This window comes from Candidatus Limnocylindrales bacterium (assembly GCA_035626395.1).
In the GTDB taxonomy this organism is placed as follows: Bacteria; Desulfobacterota; Binatia; order UBA1149; family CAITLU01; genus DASPNH01.
Genome location: DASPNR010000030.1, coordinates 376,024 through 393,113 on the forward strand (window position 1 = coordinate 376,024; position 17,090 = coordinate 393,113).

Sequence of the window (17,090 nt, forward strand, 5' to 3'; positions counted from 1 at the left end):
CGTGGCCATCCTCGGACACGGCGTCGATGCGGTCGCGATCGAGCGCATGCGGCGCATCACGACGGTGGCCGGCCGCGGCGAGCGCTTCAAGGCGCGCGTGTTCACGCCAGGAGAACGCGACTGCTGCGAGCGCCGGCGCGATCCGGCCGAATGCTACGCGGTGCGTTTTGCGGCCAAGGAAGCCGTCATCAAGGCGCTCGGTGCCGACGGCGTCGCGCACGCCTGGCGCGACATCGAAGTCGTGCGCAGCGACGGCGGCGCTCCGCAGATCCGCGTGCACGGTCGCGTGGCGGCGCGCTGCCGCGAGCGCGGCGTACGCGCCATCCACGTCTCGCTCACCCACGCAGAGCCGATGGCGATGGCTTCGGTAGTTCTGGAAAGCTGACCGCGCAGCGGCGTGCCGGCGGCTTCATCCCCAGCAGCAGTCGCGGCAGCGCGAAGGGGCGCACCAGGTAGTGGTAGATGCCCATCGTCGCCGTCAGCGATGCGGCCACCAGCAGCACGAACTCGAGCGGCAGCGGCAGCGTCAGGCGGATCAGCCAGTAGCCGACCACGATGATCGCCACCTGATGCAGGATATAGACCGGAAACGTCGATTCGCTCAGGTAGGCGTGCGCCGGCCCGCTCGCGATCAGCATCCGGCGGCCGATGCCAAGCAGTGCCAGCACATAGCACCAGCCGGCCACTGCCGGCCCGACCAGCATCAGCGTCTTGGACTGGACCAGTCCGAGCAGGCCGGTCAGCAGAGCCAGTGAAGTCGCCACGGCGATGCCCAGGCTGACCTTCCACCTGCTCGCCACCAGCTCCTCGACCTGCGGCTGCGTCGCAAGAGCGAAGCCGCTGGCCACGAAGATTGCGTAGTAGGCGACGTTGGCCCAGTCGTCGTAGAGGTTGTAGATCCCCGGCCAGCGCTCTCGCATCGTCAGCTGAACGACGACAAGCAACGCCATCGGTGCGTAGAGCATCCATGGGCGCGGCTGCGCCAGACGGCCCTTCCAGCGAAGCATTGCCAGCATCAGCGGCATCAGCGCCACCGTCAGGGCCAGCAGATAGGCCACGAACCACAGGTGGCCCCACGTGAAGCGGTCGAGGTCGGTGAAGAAGCTCGGCAGGAATTCGAGGAACGACTCTTCGAAATCCGGCGCGATCTCGAGCGGCTCCGAAAGCAGCGGTGCGATCGCGTTCTGATGCTCCGCCGACATCCGAAGCGTGCGGTGGTTGAGGTCGAGGCCGCTGCTCAGCTCGGCATATTTCATGATGGGCCCGAACAGCACGCAGCCGGCCAGCAGCGGCAGCGCAAGGCGCCGGCCGCGCTCGCGGAGGAACGCGCCGCCTCCGCGCGCCGAGAGCGAGGCGGCGGCCGACCAGCCGGCGAGCATGAAGAACAGCGGCATGTGCCAGAGGCTGATGAAACCGCACAGCACCGTGAAGCCCATCGACAGCTCCTGGCTGCGGATGTGGAAGAACGGCGCCGGGTCGAAGACCTTTCCCACGTGGAACACGAACAGGAGATAGGTGGCGGCGATGCGCAGCCAGTCGATGTCGGTGCGGCGGGTGGAGTCGGTCATGGCTTCTCCTTGACGATCGCTTCGACGACGAAGCGCACGACCGTCTCGCGCGCGATGTCTTCCTCCACGATCTGCGGGTGCGGGTCCCAGTGGCGATGCACGGCCCAGAACATCAGGCTCTCGATGATCAGGCGCGCCGCCACGGTCGCGTCGGGCATCGGCGTGAAGAGGCCGCGGCCCGTGCGGTCGGCGATGTAGCGCTCGACCAGATCGATGAGGCCGCCGCGCGCGCCGGCGAACCACAGCGCCGCCAGCTCGGGCAGATCGGGTGCGGAGCGGTCGATGAGCTTGAGGCTCCGGCGGTTGTCGGCGAGCACCTGGTAGAGCTCGCGGGCGATCTCCTCGAGCTCGACGCGCGCATCCTTGATGCGCCGCCGCTCCAACGCCGCCGCGAGCGCGGGCGGAATCTGGTGCTCGAGCAGACGCCTGCGCACGTAGCTGAGGGTCGCGCCGGGCGCCGGCGTCGGGACCGGAAGAGCGGGAGCGGGGTCGAAGGGGCGCGGCGCGTCGGCGTAGCGCGCGACCAGGTCGAACAGCGCCTCCTTGCTCTCGACGTAGAGATAGAGGGTCCCTTTGGCCACGCCGAGCGTCATCGCGACGTCCGCCATCTGGGTGCGGGCGTAGCCGCGCTCGATGAAGACGCGGGTGGCGGCATCGACCAGGTCCTCGATGCGGCCCATCGGCATGGTCCGAGCCATTGCGGCGAGACTATAACTGACCGACCTGGTCAGTCAATGACTGCGGCCACATATTTCGTGGCGCCGAGGGCGCGGCCGCGGGCATGTCCACGGCGGACGCGGAGCCGGAGGACCGGACGGTCCGCCGCAGACACGCCCGCGTCCGCGCCTGGAAGCGCTCAGCGAAGGAGCTGCAGAGCCATTCCTGCCAGCATTGCCGTCACCAGCGTTGTGGTCATGCCGACGTGCCAGCGCATCAATGCCAGGAACGATGCGACGGCGATCAGCAGGGCAAGAACGTCGAGCGTGGCCAGATCGGGAAACGTCAGCTTCAGGCCCAGCGGGCCTGCCGTCTCACGGACCTGGCTGAACAGCACGTGCAGCGCGAACCAGACGGCGAGGTTGACGATGACGCCGAGCACGGCGGCGGTAATGGCCGTCAGAGACGCCGCCAGGGCGCGGTTGCGGCGAAGCGTCTCGACGTACGGAGCACCCAGGAAGATCCAGAGGAAGCACGGAGCGTACGTCACCCACGTCGTCAGCGTCGCGCCGAGAAGCGCCGCCGTCATCGGCTCCAGCCCCTGTGGGTTGCGGTGAGCGGCCAGGAAGCCCACGAACTGCACGACCTGGATCAGCGGTCCGGGCGTGGTCTCGGCCATGCCGAGACCGTCGAGCATCTCGCCCGGCTGCATCCACCGATAATGCTCGACCGCCTGCTGTGCGATGTAGGCGAGCACGGCGTAGGCGCCGCCGAAGGTGACCACGGCCGCCTTGCTGAAGAACACGGCGATGCTGGTGAAGACGCTGCCGGCGCCGAACACGAGCACCACCGCCACGACCGGCGCCGCCCAGATCGCTCCCCAGACCGCCAGCACTTGCAGCGAGCGCCCCAGCGTCGGTGCCGTACCTTCAGCCGCGCGCCGGTCGACGATGCGAGTGGGCCCGTCGCTTTCGGCCGGCGCCTTGACGGGCATCCACTGCGGCCGCCAGCGCGCCACGGCCCATCCCGTCAGTCCGGCAACCAGCACGATGGCCGGGAAGGGCACGTCGAAAAAGAACAAGGCGGTGAAGGCGAGCGCGGAGATGCCAAGCGTCAGCTGCGTGCGCGCGACGCGTCTGGAGATGCGCTGCACGGCCTCGAGCACGACGGCAAGGACAGCGGCCTTGAGCCCGAACAGCAGCGCGGGCAGCCAGGACGTGTCCTGAAAGCTGACGTACAGGATGCTGAGCGCCATGATCGCCGCGAATCCGGGCGCGACGAACAGCAGCCCGGCCGTCAGGCCGCCCCTGTACCCGTGCATGAGCCATCCGATGTAGGTGGCCAGCTGCTGCGCCTCCGGCCCCGGGAGCAACATGCAGTAGTTGAGCGCATGCAGGAACCGCTCTTCGCTCACCCAGCGCTTCTCGTCCACCAGGATGCGGTGCATGACGGCGATCTGCGCTGCAGGCCCTCCGAAGCTGTGCAGCGCCACACGCAGCCACACCGCCCGCGCTTCGTCGTACGAAACGCTGGTCAGGACATCGGCAGACACGGACGGCGCAAGCGACTCGGCGGCGCTCATCGCCGCTGTGTTCCATTTTCTGCGATCGATAGCACCTCGCGTCGGAGCAGGAGCGCGCGTACGCACCTTGTAACGGCGGCGGAGGGCCGGCGTCCAAGCTGCAGTCTCGTTCGCGCCAGCGACGAGCACGGAGGACGCCCATGAAGCTCTGCAAGATCGCGTTTTGCGCCGCGCTGCTCGCGGCCTCCACTTCCCCCGCCACGGCGGATCACAGTCCGCTCGCCGGCACCGGCGTGGCGGCGGTTCGGGCGCCGGTGCCCGAACCCGCCGCGCAGGCTGCGGCCTCGTATCGCGCCCAGGCGGCGCGTGCGCGTGCGGCGGCGCTCGAGCACCTGCTGAAGAAGCGCACGTTTCACAGCGGCAATCCCGGTCGTGACCATACCGTCGACGGCTACCACGACCGGCGCATCGCGCAGCTCACGGCGCTGGCCGAGCAGCTGGAGGCCAGAGCCGCGTCGGCCTCGCGCACGTGCAACTGACGGCGCCGCCCGTCCCGCCTTTGCTTTTTCCGCCGCGGGCGTAGCCTGCACCCGTGACCGACGAAGCGCTCCATCAGGTCCGGCTGCTGGGCTTCGCCGCCGCGCTGGCGGCAGCGCTGCTGCTGCAGTGGTGGTCGCCGCACTCGCGCATCCGCGGCAGCGGGCGCGTCAACCTCACGTTGTGGCTGATCAACGTCGTCGTCCTCGGCGCGCTGTGCGGCGCGTGCGTGTGCACCGCCGCCGACTGGGCGACGCGGAACGACATCGGGCTGCTGGCGGCGATGCGGGCGCCGGCATGGCTGGCGATCCTGGTCTCGCTCCCCGCCCTCGATCTGGTCTCCTACGCATGGCACCGCGCCAACCATCGTCTGCCTGCGCTGTGGCGGCTGCACCAGGTGCATCACTCCGATGCGGCATTCACCGTCTCGACGTCGCTGCGATTTCATCCCGGCGAGCTGCTGCTGTCGCTGCCCATCCGCATCGCGGCCGTGACGGCGCTCGGCGCGCCGGTGGCGGCCGTGGTCGTGTTCGAGATCGTGTTCACGTTCGCCAACGCCATCGAGCATGGGGACATCGATCTGCCCGCGTCCGTGGAGAAGCGGGCTTCTGCATGGTTGGTGACGCCGGCGCTGCACCGGTGGCACCACGTCGCGGCGGTGCCCGAGTGCGACAGCAACTTCGGAACGATCTTCGCCGTCTGGGACCGGCTTTTCGGCACGTACGCGGCGAGCGACTCGCGGCGGCACGTGTCCACGGGCCTGCCCGGCCTCGGCGTCATCGGCGCGGGTACCGCGCTGATGCTGCCTGCCCGCCGCATCAGCCGCTGACGGAAGCGCCTTCGCCGCGCGCGCTGCCTTCGTCGCTGCCGTGCAGCATGACGTAGAGCCCCGGCAGAACCAGGAGCGTCAGCAGCGTGGAGCTGACGATCCCGCCGATCACCACCGTGGCCAGCGGGCGCTGGACCTCCGAGCCCGTTCCGGTGGCGAGCGCCATCGGCACGAAGCCGAGTGCCGCGACCAGGGCCGTCATCAGGACCGGTCGCAGACGTGTCATTGCGCCTTCTCGCGCGGCATCGACGACGCCGGCGCCGCCGCGGCGAAGCTGCGCCATGAACGTCAGCATCACCAGTCCGTTGAGGACGGCGACGCCCGACAGCGCGATGAAGCCGACTGCGGCCGAGATCGAGAGCGGGATGTCGCGAAGCCACAGCGCGGCCACGCCGCCGGTCAGCGCCATCGGAACGCCGGTCATCACGAGGGACGCGTCGCGCACGTCGTGGAGCGAGACGAGCAGCAGCGCGAAGATCAGCGCCAGCGCCAGCGGAACCACGATGCGAAGCCGCGCCGTCGCCGACAGCAGGTGCTCGAACTGCCCGCCCCAGTCCATCCAGTAGCCGGTCGGCAGCACGATGTCGCGGTCGAGCCGGCGCTGGGCATCCTCCACGAATGATCCGAGATCGCGGCCGCGGACATTGGCGGTGACGACGACGCGACGCATGCCGTTCTCGCGGCTGATCTGGTTGGCGCCCTCGGCGACGGTGATGTCGGCGACCTGCGCCAGCGGAACGAACCCGTGCGATCCCGATGACGGCGGCTCGAGCTGCCCGGCGCGCAGCGGCGGCGCCTCGGCCGTATGCGCGGGAACCGGCAGCCGCGCAATGGCGTCGACGTTGCCGCGCACGTCTTCGGAAGCGCGAACGACCAGCGCGACGCGGCGATCGCCGCGGTAGACGTGGCCGACTCGTTTTCCGCCCACCGCGATCTCGACCACGTTCTGGACGTCGGCGACGTCGAGGCCGTAGCGCGCGAGCGCCGCGCGGTCGGGAACCACCGCCATCGTCGGCAGTCCGGAGACGGGCTCCGCGCGCACGTCGGCGGCTCCTTCGACCGACGCCAGCAGCGACTCGATTCGCTGCGCGGCCTCGCGCAGCAGCTCGTTGTCGTCGCCGAACACCTTGACCGCCACGTCGGTGCGCACGCCGGCCACCAGCTCGTTGAAGCGCATCTGGATCGGCTGCGTGAACTCGTAGATCTGGCCGGGCAGATCGGCGATGTGCTCTTCGATCTCCTCGACCAGCGCATCGCGGCTCTTGCGCGGATCCGGCCACAGGTCGCGCGCCTTCAGGATCACGAACGTGTCGGCAACATTGGGCGGCATCGGGTCGGTGGCGATGTCGGCGGTGCCGATGGCCGAAAACACCTGCTCGACCTCGGGCACCTCCGCAAGCCTCTCCTCGAGCCGCTGCTGCATGCTGGCGGCTTGCGACAGGCTGGTCGCCGTCGGTCGCAGCGCGTGGATGAGCAGGTCTCCTTCATCGAGCGTGGGTGCGAATTCGCGGCCGAGCGTGGAGGCCAGCGCGAGCGCCAGCAGCACGGCGGCAAAGCCGCAGGCGAACGTGATCAGCCGGTGCGCCAGCGTCCACCGCAGCACGGGGGCATAGACGGCGGCGGCCGCGCGTACGAGCACGCTCTCGCGTTCGCGCACGCGGCCGCGCATCAGGATCGCCACCGCCGCCGGCACGAACGTCAGCGAAAGAACCATCGCCGCCGCCAGCGCGCACAGCACGGTGAACGCCATAGGGAAGAACATCTTCCCCTCCAGGCCGCCCAGGCTCAGCACCGGCACGTAGACGATCATGATGATCAGCTCGCCGAACATCGTCGCGCGCCGCACCTCGCGCGTGGCGTCGAACACGACGGCGAGCCGCTCCTGCAGCGTCAGCGCGCGTCCCAGCTCGTGCTGGCGCTGCGACACGCGCCGCACGCAGTTTTCGACGACGATGACCGCGCCGTCGACGATGAGGCCGAAGTCCAGAGCGCCCAGGCTCATGAGGTTGCCGCTGACACCGGCCTCGACCATGCCGGTCACCGTCATCAGCATGGCCAGAGGGATGACCGCGGCCGTGACCATCGCGGCGCGCCATTCGCCCAGCAGCGCCAGCAGCACCACGATGACCAGCAGCGCGCCCTCGAGCAGGCTCCTCGTCACCGTGGCCACGGTCCGGTCGACCAGCAGCGTGCGGTCGTAGACCATGCGCACTCGCACGCCCGGCGGCAGCGAGGCGCCGATGCGCTCGAGCTCCTCGCGCACGCGCCTCGCCACTTCGCGGCTGTTGCGCGCATACAACATGACGGCGGTGCCGAGGACGGTCTCGGCCCCGCCGGCGGTGGCGGCGCCGGTGCGCAGCTCGGTGGCGTGCACGACGTCGGCGACGTCGCGAAGATAGACGGGCACGTCCTTTTCGGTGCGGAGGACGACCTCGGAGATCTCGGCCAGGCTGGTCAGGCGCCCCGGGCTGCGCACGACGAGCTGCTCGCCGCGCGTCTCCAGGTATCCGGCGCCCACCGACGTGTTGTTGCGCTGCAGCGCCTCGGTCACGTCGTCGAAGGAGAGGCCGCGCGCGAGCAGCCGCACCGGATCGGGCACCACGTGCAGCTCTTCGACGTCGCCGCCCATCGCGTTGACCTCGGTGACGCCCGGCACCAGGCGCAGCCTCGGCTTGATGGACCAGTCCAGGATCGTGCGCAGATCGGTCAGCGAGTAGGGCCTGCCGTCGGGCTTTCGCGCGCCCGGCGCCGCCTCCACGACGAACTTGGAGATGTCGCCGAGGCCGGTGGCGATGGGGCCCATCTGCGGCTCGATCCCCTCGGGCAGCTGCGAGCCGACCTCGGCCAGGCGCTGCGCGATGAGCTGGCGCGCAAAGTACATGTCGATGTCGTCGGAGAACATGACCGTGACCTGCGACAGCGCGTAGCGCGTCAACGAGCGCGTCCGGTCGAGCCCCGGCAGACCCGACATCGCGGTCTCGATCGGGAACGTGATCTGCTGCTCGACCTCGAGCGGCGAGAAGCCGGGGGCCTCGGTGTTGATCTGCACCTGCACGCCCGTCAGGTCGGGCACCGCATCGATGGGCAGGCGCAGCAGGTCGCGCATGCCGAGCACCAGAGCCGCCGCCGTCAGGGCCAGCACCAGCCAGCGCCGGCGCACGCTGAACGCGAGCACGCGCTCGAGCAGGCTGGTGCGGTCCTGCGCGAACAGCTTCTCAGTGGTCATGGCTGGCCTGCGCCTTCTGAAGCTCGGCCTTCAGGACGAACGTGTTGCCGCGCGCATACTGATCGCCGGCATCCAGGCCTTCCAGGACCTCCACCCACTCCTCGCCGCGTCGCCCGAGCACGACGGGGCGGGCCTCGTAGACGTCGCCGATCTTGAGAAACACCGACTCGCCGCCGCGCCACGTCTGCAGCGCGCTGACGTGCACCGCGACCGCGGCCGGCGGCTCGTCGAGCGCGATGGTGCCGGTGACGAAGAGGCCGGGCTTCCAGCGCTGGTCTTGGTTGTCGAGCTCGACGCGCGCCATCGTCGTCTGCGTGTGCGGATCGCCGACCGGCGAGACATAGGTGACCGGCGCCGACGCTCCGGCGTCTCCGGCGCTGCCGCGCACCGTCACCGTGTCGCCGGCATGCACGGAGGCGAAGTCCGCGGCATAGACGTCGAAGTCGGCCCATACCGAGGAGAAGTCGCCGACGACCAGGAGCGTCTCGCCGGCCTCGACGGTCTCGCCGGTTGCCGCGCGCTTGTCGACGACGACGCCTTGGAGCGGCGACTGCACGGCGTATCTGGAAAGGGTCTGGCTGGCTTCGACCACGGCCACCGTCTCGCCGCGCGAGACGGCATCGCCGATGGAGCGCGACATCTCTCGCACGACGCCGGCGAAGCGCGCGCCGAGGTCGACGACGCGGTCGCGCCGCGCGCTGATCCGGCCGGGCAGGCGCAGCGTGCGCTCCAGCCGGCGGGGCTGCGCCGCTTCGGCGAGGAGGCCGGAGTGGCGCGCCACTTCCTCATCGAGCACGACGCGTCCTTCGAACGACTCGTAGCGCCACGAATGCGCCGGTCCGGGATCGTGGCGTCGCCTGGCGCGCACTTCGACGACGAAGGAGTGCGGTTCGGCCACGACGTGATCGCCCACGAGAAAATCGCCCACCTCCCGGAACCGGAACGGCTCGGGCGGCTCGCCCAGGCGATGCAGGGTCATGTCGACCTCGCACTGCGCCGGCGGCAGGTGCTTCTGGCCCTCGTAGCAGTAAAGGCGCAGCTCGGGCGGCACGCCGCGCTCGAAGATCGTGATCTCGACGGCGAAGTCGCCCTCTTCGAGCAGCCGGCCGCCGTGCGGCCCTTCCAGGACGTCCTCGTGCTCGATCTGGTGCGCGTGCCCGCCGTGCTCGTGATGGTCGGTGTCGACCGCCTCGCCCGGAGCGCGCAGGAAGGCGGCGCCGGCGGCGATGCCGCCGGCAAGCAACAGAGCGGCAACGAGGGATTCGGCGGTCAGTCGCATGTCGCGTCTCCTTCGTGCGCCGCGCGCGCGGCAGGGATCTCGTGCACCGGCCATCCTTGCGGCTGCGCAACGGGCATCTCGTGCGCCGGCCATCCCTGCGGCGGCGCGTCGGAAGCGGGCATCTCCTGCATCGGCCATCCGAGCACGCCTTCGATGGCGATGGCCGCGCGATGGTAGGCGACCAGCGCGCGCACGTGCTGGATGCGAAGGTCGAGCAGAGTGCGCCTGGCCTCGAGCAGATCGAACGAGGTCGCCGTTCCAAGGCCGTAGCCGCGCTCGAGCTCGGCCAGCGAGGCGCGTGCGACGGGCAGATGGCGGGCCTGCAGCTGCTCGATCTGCGCGTCCGCCGCTTCCATCTCCAGACGCGCGCGGCCCACGGTGTCGCGCACGGAGGCGGCCGTGGCGGCGGCGTCGCGCTCGCTGCGGCGCGTGCGCCACTGCGCGGCCTCGATGGCGCCGCGCCGGCGATCGAAGAGCGGAACTTCCACGCCGGTTTCGGCCACGAACGCGACGTCTTCGGGACCGGCGAGGTACCGCACGCCTCCTCCGACGACGATGTCGGGCACGGCCTGCGCGCGCTGCAGGTCGAGCTCGGCGCGCATGCGCGCCGACTGTGCGGCGGCCGTCATCATCGCGGGGCTGGCGGCAAGGCGTGCCTCCAGCGCCTGCGGCGACGGCAGCGCCGGCAGTGGCTGCAGGCTGCCGCGCACGCGGTCGATATCCTGGCCGCGCCCGCCCCAGGTTGCCGCCAGTCGCTGTCGTGCGATGGCGACTTCGGCGTGGCGCTGAGCGGCATCGATGTCCGCGCGAGCCGTCAGGAGCCGCGCGCGTTCGACGTCGACTGCCGAAGCCGCGCCGGCGGTGCGACGCCGCCGCAGATCGCCGACTGCGGCGGCGGCATGCGCGGCAGTCTCGGCGGCCAGATCGGCTTCGGCCTGCGCTCCGAGCAGCTCGAAGAACAGGGTGGCCGCCGACGCCACGGCTTGCGATTCACGCTCGCGAAGGCGCGCCGTCTCGCCGTGCAACGCGCGCGCGGCGACTTCGCCGCGGCGGCGCCGTTTGCCGCCGAGCTCGAGCCGCTGCGCGAACAGCAGCGTCGATTCGCTCTGATCGACGCCGTCGTGCTGGCCGCTGCCGCCGATGTTCTCGGCCGTCAGCTCGACCTGCGGGTTCGGCCGCGCCAGCGCCTGCCGCACTTCGCCCTGCATGGCGCGCGCTTCCAACCGTGCTGCGGACAGCGCCGGGTCGCACTGTCCGACCAGGTCCACCACATCCGCCAGCGTAAGCTCGCGCGGCGCTGCAGCGGCGCGTGCAGCGGGCGGCGCTGCAGCGGACCCGTGCGCGTACCTCGCCTCGGCAGTCGCATGAGCAGCGGCGGGCGCCGGCGGGGCTGCAGGCGCTTCGTGCGGATATCCGCGCTCGGTCATCGAGCGCGCGGCGGCGCAGCCGGCCGGCAGAGCCGCCAGCGCGCAAAGAATGCAGACGAGTCTTCGATCCATGATGGTTCCCCACGCGCAGCGCGCGCGGCCGACGGCCGCGTCGCCAAGGGCGATGCGGCCTACCGATGTCGCAGCGCCCGTCCTCGCATCATCGCCAGCGCCGCCCGGGTCTTGCCGATGGCGCAGGCGATGGAGGTCGACCGCTCTGGAGCAGGCGATGGAAACGGATCAGATCTGCAGGACGATGGTGCGCCGGTGCAGCGGCGCTGGAGGCGGTTGCGCGGTCGCTTGCGCATCGGAAGACCAGGCTGGCGCCGGCACGAGACACGCGCCCGCGCCGAGGTCGGGCATGGCAATGCCCATGCCGTCTTCGCGCGAGCATTCGTGCTTCTTGGCGACGGTGGGCGCCTGATCCGCCATGACGACGTCGACGCACTCCTGGTGCTGCGCGTGTTCTCCGTCGTGGCCGGGCGAAGGGCGATGGCAGCAGTCCTCGCATCCGATGCTGGAGCCGGTGACGATCTCGAAGCCCGCGTGTCCGTCGCTGCCGAGGCAGTAGACGAAGGAGATCGCTGCCGGCGTGGCCGAGAACATGTAGGCGAGCAGCCCGGAAGCCAGCACGTTCCAGCGTCGCCGGCGTGCGCGCCGCGTTGCGACGACGGCCATCGTCATGAGGCCTGCCTACCACGCTGCCGGAAAGCGAGCCAGCACGGTGCGGCCTGCGCGGCCGACACGGTTGGGATTGCGGGTACCGGTGGCTATGCTCGCGCGCGATGCACCGGCTTTCCCGATCGGCCCCAACTGCGCGCATCGCCTGCGACAGCCTGGTGGCGCTGCCGGCCAGGACGCGCGCCGGCACGACGATCTTCGCCAAGAACAGCGACCGTCCGGCTGCGGAGCCGCAGCCGCTGATGCGAGCCGAAGCCGCCGATCACCGTCCCGGCAGCCGCCTGGCCTGCCAGTACGTCGAGATCGAGCAGGTACCGCACACGCATGCGCTGATCGGCTCGCGGCCGGCGTGGCTGTGGGGCCTGGAGCACGGCCTGAACGAGCACGGCGTGGCGATCGGCAATCACACCATCTTCACGCGCGATCCCGTCCCCGAGCGCGGGCTTCTCGGCATGGACCTGGTTCGGCTGGGACTCGAGCGCGCAGCCAGCGCCGCCGAGGCCGCCCAGGTCATCATCGAGCTGATCGAGCGGTACGGGCAGGGCGGCTCCGGATATGCCGACACGACCTGGCCCTACCACAACTCCTTCCTCATCGCCGATGCCGGAAGCGCCTTCCTACTCGAAGCGTCGGCATCGCGGTGGGCGCTCAAGGCGCTCGAAGATGGCGGCAGCGCCAGCAACCACGTCTCCATCGGCACCGACTGGACGCGCCTCGGCCACGACACCATCGAGCATGCCGTCGCTCGCCATTGGTGGCCTGAGCCCACCGGCGTCCGCTTCGACTTCGCACGCGCCTATCGCAGCACCGAGCTGGCGCCCGAGATTCTCTCCTCGGGCCGCTACGCCACCACGTGCAAGGCGCTGCAGGAGGGCAGCCTCGACCTTCCCGCGGTCCTGCGCGTGCTGCGCGACCACTACGAGGGCGGCGACGTCTACGTCGGCGGCACCTCGGCCGATAGCGAGCGCCACTTCAGCGTCTGCATGCACGCCGATCCGGTCGGCACGACCACGGCATCGATGGCCGTGGAGCTCGAAGCGGGCGTGAAGGATGCGACGATCTACTGGGCAGCGCTGTGCAATCCGTGCATCGCGCCATACATGCCGCTGTTCGTCGCGGCCGAGCTCCCTTCCGAGCTGAGCAGCGCCGGCATGGAGAGGGGCACCGGCCAGGCGTGGTGGCGGTTCAAGGATCTTCTGACCGAGGTCGAGAAGGATCCGGTGCGGCGCGGCCCGTACGTGCGCGCGTTCTGGAACGAGATCGAAGCGCCGCTCATCGACGAGACGCGCCGGGCCGTCGATGCGTTCGATGCCGAGCCGCAGCGGCGACGGCGCCAGCAGACCGAGCTGGTAGCGACGACGTGGGATCGCATCTCGCGCGCGCTGACCGAGCTGACGTCGCACGTCGCGCAGATGTGACCGGGGCCGCCGTAGATACGGCTCCCCGATGGAGACCGGCGTTCGCCCGGGACGACGCTTAGCGGTGCGCTCTAGAGCGGGCCTCTACCGGCCGGCAGCGTGAAGTGGAACGTCGCGCCGCGTCCTGGTGCGCTCTGCGCCCATACCCGGCCGCCGTGGCGCGTGACCACGCGCTTGACGGTGCTCAGGCCGATGCCGGTGCCTTCATACTCGCCGGGCTCGTGAAGCTTCTCGAAGGGACGGAACAGTTTGCCCTCGTAGCGCATGTCGAAGCCGGTCCCGTTGTCGCGCACGAAGTAGACACGCTCGCCGGCCTCGACGGTCGAGCCGACCTCGATGCGCGCGGCCGCCACCGGACGCGTGAACTTCCAAGCATTGCTCAGCAGGTTCTCGAGCAGCACGCGCAGCAGCGACGGATCGCCTTCCGCGGCCAGGCCCGGCTCCACCACCTCCTCCACGCGACGCGCCGGCTCGCTATGGGCGAGCTCGGCGAGGATCGTTCGGGCGAGCTGCTCCAGATCGACCGGCTCGCTGCGCAACCTGGCGCGTGAGACGCGTGCGAGCGCCAGCAGCGCGTCCACGAGCTGGCCGACGCGGATGGTTCCCGAGCGTATGCCTTCGGCGAGCTGGCGGCCGTGCGGCGGAAGCGCGCCTGCATGCTCTTCCGCCAGCATGTGACTCTGGCCTCCGATCACGCGCAGCGCTCCGCGGATGTCATGCGACACCGAATACGTGAAGCCGTTCAGCTCGGTATTGGCCTGATCCAGCTCCGCGTTGATGCGGGCCAGGCGCGCGTTGGCGGCGGCCAGCTCCTCGTTGGCCTTCTGCAGCTCCCTCGTCCGCTGGCGGACGCGCTCCTCGAGCTGGTGCGTCAGCGAGGCGATCGCCTCCTCGTCTTCGCGCTGGCGCCGCTCGATCTCCCTGCGCGCCCGGTCCAGGCTCACGGCGGTGTAGACGGCGCCTCCCATGCACACGACGAGCGTGAACAGGATCGAGGTATCAATGGCATGACTGAGGCTGCCGCGAATGATGGCGGCGTCGACGAGGAGGCCGGTCATGAAGATCAGCACCAGGACGAGGTGCGCTCTCCATCCCCACGGAATGATGGCCGCCGAGCCGGTGCACAACGCGATGGAGATGAGCGCGTTGGACGTGTAGTCGCCGCGCAGGATCCCGAGGTACGCCGAAGAGGCCGAAAGCACGGCCGCCATCGCCCACAGGACGCCGATGACGACGCGGTCGCTGGTATGGGTGCGGCAGACGGCGATGCCGGCAAGCGACAGCAGCAGGCGCCCGCCGTAGTGAAGCCGGAACGTGCCGGTCAGCTCGGGACGCGGGGGCGGCGCAAACAGGAACACGAAGGAAGCCGTGGCGACGACGATCAGGCCGATGCGCGCGGCATCGGCCATGCTCTGATGCACCGGCGGTCGGCGGCTGCGCAGCGCCTGCGTGGTTTCGGCGGTGGCGGTCGGCGTGGAGCTCTCGGAGCGGCCGGGCTGGCCCGTCATCCCGGCATCGCGCCAGGACTGGCCGGCGATGCTTCCGCCTGGGCCGGCCGTGCTAATGGAGCAGACCCCGATAGGCCTGCTGGCGGTACTGGCTCGGGCTCAGGCCGCAATGGCGCTTGAAGCGCTTGGAGAACGTGGCTGCGTCGCCGAAGCCCAGGCACAGCGCCACGGCTTCCACCTTCAGCGACGGGTTGAGCAGCAGTGCCTGCGCCGCGTCCATCACGACGGTCTCGCGCAGCTCGGGGAACGACGTCTCGGCTTCATCCAGGCGTGCAGCCAGGTCGCCGTCGCGCATGTGCATGCGCCGGCTGACGGCGCTGCGGTCGGCGCGGCTTCCCGCCGCCAGCAGCACGCGCACGGTGCCGGCGACGTGCTCGAGCAGGTCGGAGGGCGGCGGGCAGAGGATCGCCTGCGCGAACTTCTCGATCTGCTCGCCGATCAGCGGATTGACGGGGCGCGCGTGCGAGCGCATCTGCGCCTTCGACAGCAGCAGCGCATGGCGGTCCTGCCCGAAGCTGGCGCGGCAGCCGAAAGCGCGGCTGGCCTCGTTGGCGCGGCGCCGGTCGCCATGACACAGGTGCACGCCCTGCAGAACCGAGGTGGTGCCGGCGACGGTGGCCAGCATCCGCGCGTTCAGGATCAGCACGTACTCGAGCAGATGATGGTTGTCGCTCATCGCGGGCTCGGGCACGGCCACCGCAAGCGCCAGCGTGTCGCCGTCGTCCTCGAGCTCCATCCTGGTGTTGTCGATGACCGAGCCGTGGAAGCGGCAGGCGTGTCGCAGTCCTTCTTCGAGATCGGTGCACGAGAGCACCAGGTGCGACACGAGATCGCGAAGGGGGGCGCGTTCGCCGGCGTGCAGGCCGATGTTGGAATCGCCGCTCAGCTCTTCGGCCATCGCGAAGAGCCGGACGATGGCATCGGCACCGAGGCGCAGGTTGGGCTCGACGAGCTTCTTGTCGTCGATTTTCGCTCCGCGCGTAAGTCTGCGCGTGTCCAGGCCGAGGGAGTGGAGCGCGGCCAGCGCGTCCAGCACGGGAATGACGCCGATGGTGCAGCTGTGCTCGATCACGACGATGCCGCCCGCCGCGGTGTGCTCGCTTGGCTGCGAACGACGCGGGCCACCGGAAATTAATCGATCGCCGAAGCTGGGAACAGCGAAACGAGGCTCAGCGCGAAATTTCCTCCGCCTGCCTGCGGCCTCGTATCCGTACACCCTTGCGTGAGTCAGCTCACGCAAGGGCCGACGCGCAAACGCAGCCGCGCTCAGCGCGGCTGCGCACTCAATAGCCGAGATACTGCTCGTCGGCGGCCGGCGCGTTCGCGGGAGCCGCCTGCTCGTTGGTCGGAACCGGCAGGGGATCGTTCAACCCGGGATCGGCCTCGGTGCCGAGCACCATCAGGTAATCGCGCAGGGCGACGATGGTCTTGTAATTGTTGTGCGCCTCGGCGTCGGCCAGGTTGAGCGAGCCGTCCGGGTTCTCGTTGAACGTGAAGAAGTTGGGCATCTTGGTGCCCGGCTGCAGCTTCTGGGGATCGATCATCCAGGCCAGGATCCACTCGGGCCGAAGCCGCTTCTTGGCCAGGATGAGGTTGGGGGCGATGATGTCCTTGTTCAGCTCCTGACCTTCGCGCGTTGCGTGGCACTTGGCGCACTGGAACGCTTTGAACATCTGATAGCCGGCCTTCATGCTTTCCTGGAACTCGGGCGTGTCGGTGCGAAAGTAGGTCTTGGCTTGCGCGCGGGCGGCCGCCGGTGACAGCACGGCCACCATGCATCCGGTGACGATCAGCGCCGAAAGCTTCCTCGACATTCGCATGAGCTCCTGGCGGCGCGGGAGAACCCTCCGGGCTTCCTATCAGCGCCGAAGCGGCTAGGTACCAAGCGCGCCACCTGTCGGCAAGCCGTCGCCCCTGCAGGAATGGCCGGCCTTCTGCGCCCGACGGCGCCTCTCCACGCCGACGAGGGGCACAGGCCGCCGCGTCGCGACTGGCTCGCCGGCACGCCGGCTCCTATACTCGCCAGCATGACGCGAGGAGCCGTAGAGCGGTCGCTCCTGGCCGTGCTCAGCGAGCTGAGCAAGGTCGTGGGCCAGGAACGAGTCATCAACGCCGCCGGCACCGTCCTTCAGGCGGCCGCCAGCACCAAGCAGGCCGTCGACGAGAACGTGGCCGCGCTGCTCGCGCTGGCCAACCTGCCCTCGCGCGCCGACGTCGACGACCTCCGGCGTCAGCTCGACGCCATGCAGGTGACGCTGGCCAACCTCTCGCGCAAGGTCGACCGCATGCTCAGCGAGGACAGCGGCGAGGAACGGGCGCGCCCGCGTGCGGCCCGGCCGCGGCCGCCCTCGCATGGGCCCAACCACGGTCCCGAAACGCGCGAGGAGACGGTAGTCGCCGATTTCGACCGGGACTGACTCCGACCGAGTGCGGGCGCG

15 protein-coding genes are annotated in these 17,090 nt (G+C 70.0%); 5 read left to right on the top strand and 10 right to left on the bottom strand.

Annotation, left to right across the window (positions count from 1 at the left end):
• Window position 1 precedes the first annotated feature (1 nt).
• Complete coding sequence (gene acpS / locus VEC57_11065) at window positions 2-385, top strand: holo-ACP synthase (protein ID HYB99657.1); 384 nt, start codon at window positions 2-4, stop codon at window positions 383-385.
• Here acpS and VEC57_11070 read toward each other — a convergent pair.
• From VEC57_11070 to chrA, 3 genes are all read right to left on the bottom strand, one after another.
• Window positions 336-1,568: an acyltransferase gene (locus tag VEC57_11070; GenBank protein ID HYB99658.1), complete on the bottom strand. Its 1,233-nt coding sequence runs from the start codon at window positions 1,566-1,568 to the stop codon at window positions 336-338. The two genes, acpS and VEC57_11070, sit on opposite strands and share 50 nt — an antisense overlap.
• A complete protein-coding gene (locus VEC57_11075; protein ID HYB99659.1) occupies window positions 1,565-2,266 on the bottom strand; it encodes a helix-turn-helix domain-containing protein in 702 nt (233 codons plus the stop codon). The genes VEC57_11070 and VEC57_11075 overlap by 4 nt, the downstream gene beginning before the upstream one ends.
• 158 nt (window positions 2,267-2,424) lie before the next feature.
• On the bottom strand, window positions 2,425-3,807 hold the full coding sequence (gene chrA, locus VEC57_11080) for a chromate efflux transporter (protein ID HYB99660.1): 1,383 nt from the start codon (window positions 3,805-3,807) through the stop codon (window positions 2,425-2,427).
• A 140-nt stretch (window positions 3,808-3,947) separates the two neighbouring features.
• Between chrA and VEC57_11085 the strand changes: the two genes are divergently transcribed.
• Window positions 3,948-4,286 (top strand): hypothetical protein, encoded by a 339-nt coding sequence (locus VEC57_11085; GenBank protein ID HYB99661.1) that lies wholly within the window; start codon window positions 3,948-3,950, stop codon window positions 4,284-4,286.
• Window positions 4,287-4,339: 53 nt separating this feature from the next.
• Window positions 4,340-5,113: a sterol desaturase family protein gene (locus VEC57_11090; protein HYB99662.1), complete on the top strand. Its 774-nt coding sequence runs from the start codon at window positions 4,340-4,342 to the stop codon at window positions 5,111-5,113.
• Here VEC57_11090 and VEC57_11095 read toward each other — a convergent pair.
• The 4 genes from VEC57_11095 to VEC57_11110 form a co-directional block, all read right to left on the bottom strand.
• Entirely contained in the window at window positions 5,103-8,339 is a 3,237-nt protein-coding gene (locus VEC57_11095) for a CusA/CzcA family heavy metal efflux RND transporter (GenBank protein HYB99663.1), read from the bottom strand. The two genes, VEC57_11090 and VEC57_11095, sit on opposite strands and share 11 nt — an antisense overlap.
• Complete coding sequence (locus tag VEC57_11100; protein HYB99664.1) at window positions 8,329-9,618, bottom strand: efflux RND transporter periplasmic adaptor subunit; 1,290 nt, start codon at window positions 9,616-9,618, stop codon at window positions 8,329-8,331. The genes VEC57_11095 and VEC57_11100 overlap by 11 nt, the downstream gene beginning before the upstream one ends.
• A complete protein-coding gene (locus VEC57_11105) occupies window positions 9,609-11,117 on the bottom strand; it encodes a TolC family protein (protein HYB99665.1) in 1,509 nt (502 codons plus the stop codon). Before VEC57_11105 ends, VEC57_11100 begins: the two co-directional genes overlap by 10 nt.
• A gap of 168 nt (window positions 11,118-11,285) precedes the next feature.
• Window positions 11,286-11,729: a hypothetical protein gene (locus VEC57_11110; protein HYB99666.1), complete on the bottom strand. Its 444-nt coding sequence runs from the start codon at window positions 11,727-11,729 to the stop codon at window positions 11,286-11,288.
• Between the two features lie 155 nt (window positions 11,730-11,884).
• On the opposite strand from VEC57_11110, the gene VEC57_11115 reads away from it, so the two are divergent.
• Complete coding sequence (locus VEC57_11115; GenBank protein HYB99667.1) at window positions 11,885-13,144, top strand: hypothetical protein; 1,260 nt, start codon at window positions 11,885-11,887, stop codon at window positions 13,142-13,144.
• A gap of 71 nt (window positions 13,145-13,215) precedes the next feature.
• Here VEC57_11115 and VEC57_11120 read toward each other — a convergent pair whose 3' ends face one another.
• The 3 genes from VEC57_11120 to VEC57_11130 all read right to left on the bottom strand — a co-directional run bounded on the left by VEC57_11120 (window position 13,216) and on the right by VEC57_11130 (window position 16,466).
• Window positions 13,216-14,652, bottom strand: a complete 1,437-nt coding sequence (locus tag VEC57_11120) for an ATP-binding protein (GenBank protein HYB99668.1) — start codon at window positions 14,650-14,652, stop codon at window positions 13,216-13,218.
• 52 nt (window positions 14,653-14,704) lie between these two features.
• Complete coding sequence (locus tag VEC57_11125) at window positions 14,705-15,724, bottom strand: AraC family transcriptional regulator ligand-binding domain-containing protein (GenBank protein HYB99669.1); 1,020 nt, start codon at window positions 15,722-15,724, stop codon at window positions 14,705-14,707.
• 211 nt (window positions 15,725-15,935) lie between these two features.
• Entirely contained in the window at window positions 15,936-16,466 is a 531-nt protein-coding gene (locus VEC57_11130) for a hypothetical protein (protein ID HYB99670.1), read from the bottom strand.
• Between the two features lie 213 nt (window positions 16,467-16,679).
• Between VEC57_11130 and VEC57_11135 the strand changes: the two genes are divergently transcribed.
• Window positions 16,680-17,069, top strand: a complete 390-nt coding sequence (locus tag VEC57_11135) for a hypothetical protein (protein ID HYB99671.1) — start codon at window positions 16,680-16,682, stop codon at window positions 17,067-17,069.
• Window positions 17,070-17,090: the final 21 nt, after the last annotated feature.

Coding starts and splice junctions, on each gene's coding strand:
- VEC57_11070 (HYB99658.1), bottom strand. CDS start 1,568: ATGACCGACTCCACCCGCCGCACCGACATCGACTGGCTGCGCATCGCC.
- VEC57_11075 (HYB99659.1), bottom strand. CDS start 2,266: ATGGCTCGGACCATGCCGATGGGCCGCATCGAGGACCTGGTCGATGCC.
- chrA (HYB99660.1), bottom strand. CDS start 3,807: ATGAGCGCCGCCGAGTCGCTTGCGCCGTCCGTGTCTGCCGATGTCCTG.
- VEC57_11085 (HYB99661.1), top strand. CDS start 3,948: ATGAAGCTCTGCAAGATCGCGTTTTGCGCCGCGCTGCTCGCGGCCTCC.
- VEC57_11095 (HYB99663.1), bottom strand. CDS start 8,339: ATGACCACTGAGAAGCTGTTCGCGCAGGACCGCACCAGCCTGCTCGAG.
- VEC57_11100 (HYB99664.1), bottom strand. CDS start 9,618: ATGCGACTGACCGCCGAATCCCTCGTTGCCGCTCTGTTGCTTGCCGGC.
- VEC57_11105 (HYB99665.1), bottom strand. CDS start 11,117: ATGGATCGAAGACTCGTCTGCATTCTTTGCGCGCTGGCGGCTCTGCCG.
- VEC57_11110 (HYB99666.1), bottom strand. CDS start 11,729: ATGACGATGGCCGTCGTCGCAACGCGGCGCGCACGCCGGCGACGCTGG.
- VEC57_11120 (HYB99668.1), bottom strand. CDS start 14,652: ATGACGGGCCAGCCCGGCCGCTCCGAGAGCTCCACGCCGACCGCCACC.
- VEC57_11130 (HYB99670.1), bottom strand. CDS start 16,466: ATGTCGAGGAAGCTTTCGGCGCTGATCGTCACCGGATGCATGGTGGCC.
- VEC57_11135 (HYB99671.1), top strand. CDS start 16,680: ATGACGCGAGGAGCCGTAGAGCGGTCGCTCCTGGCCGTGCTCAGCGAG.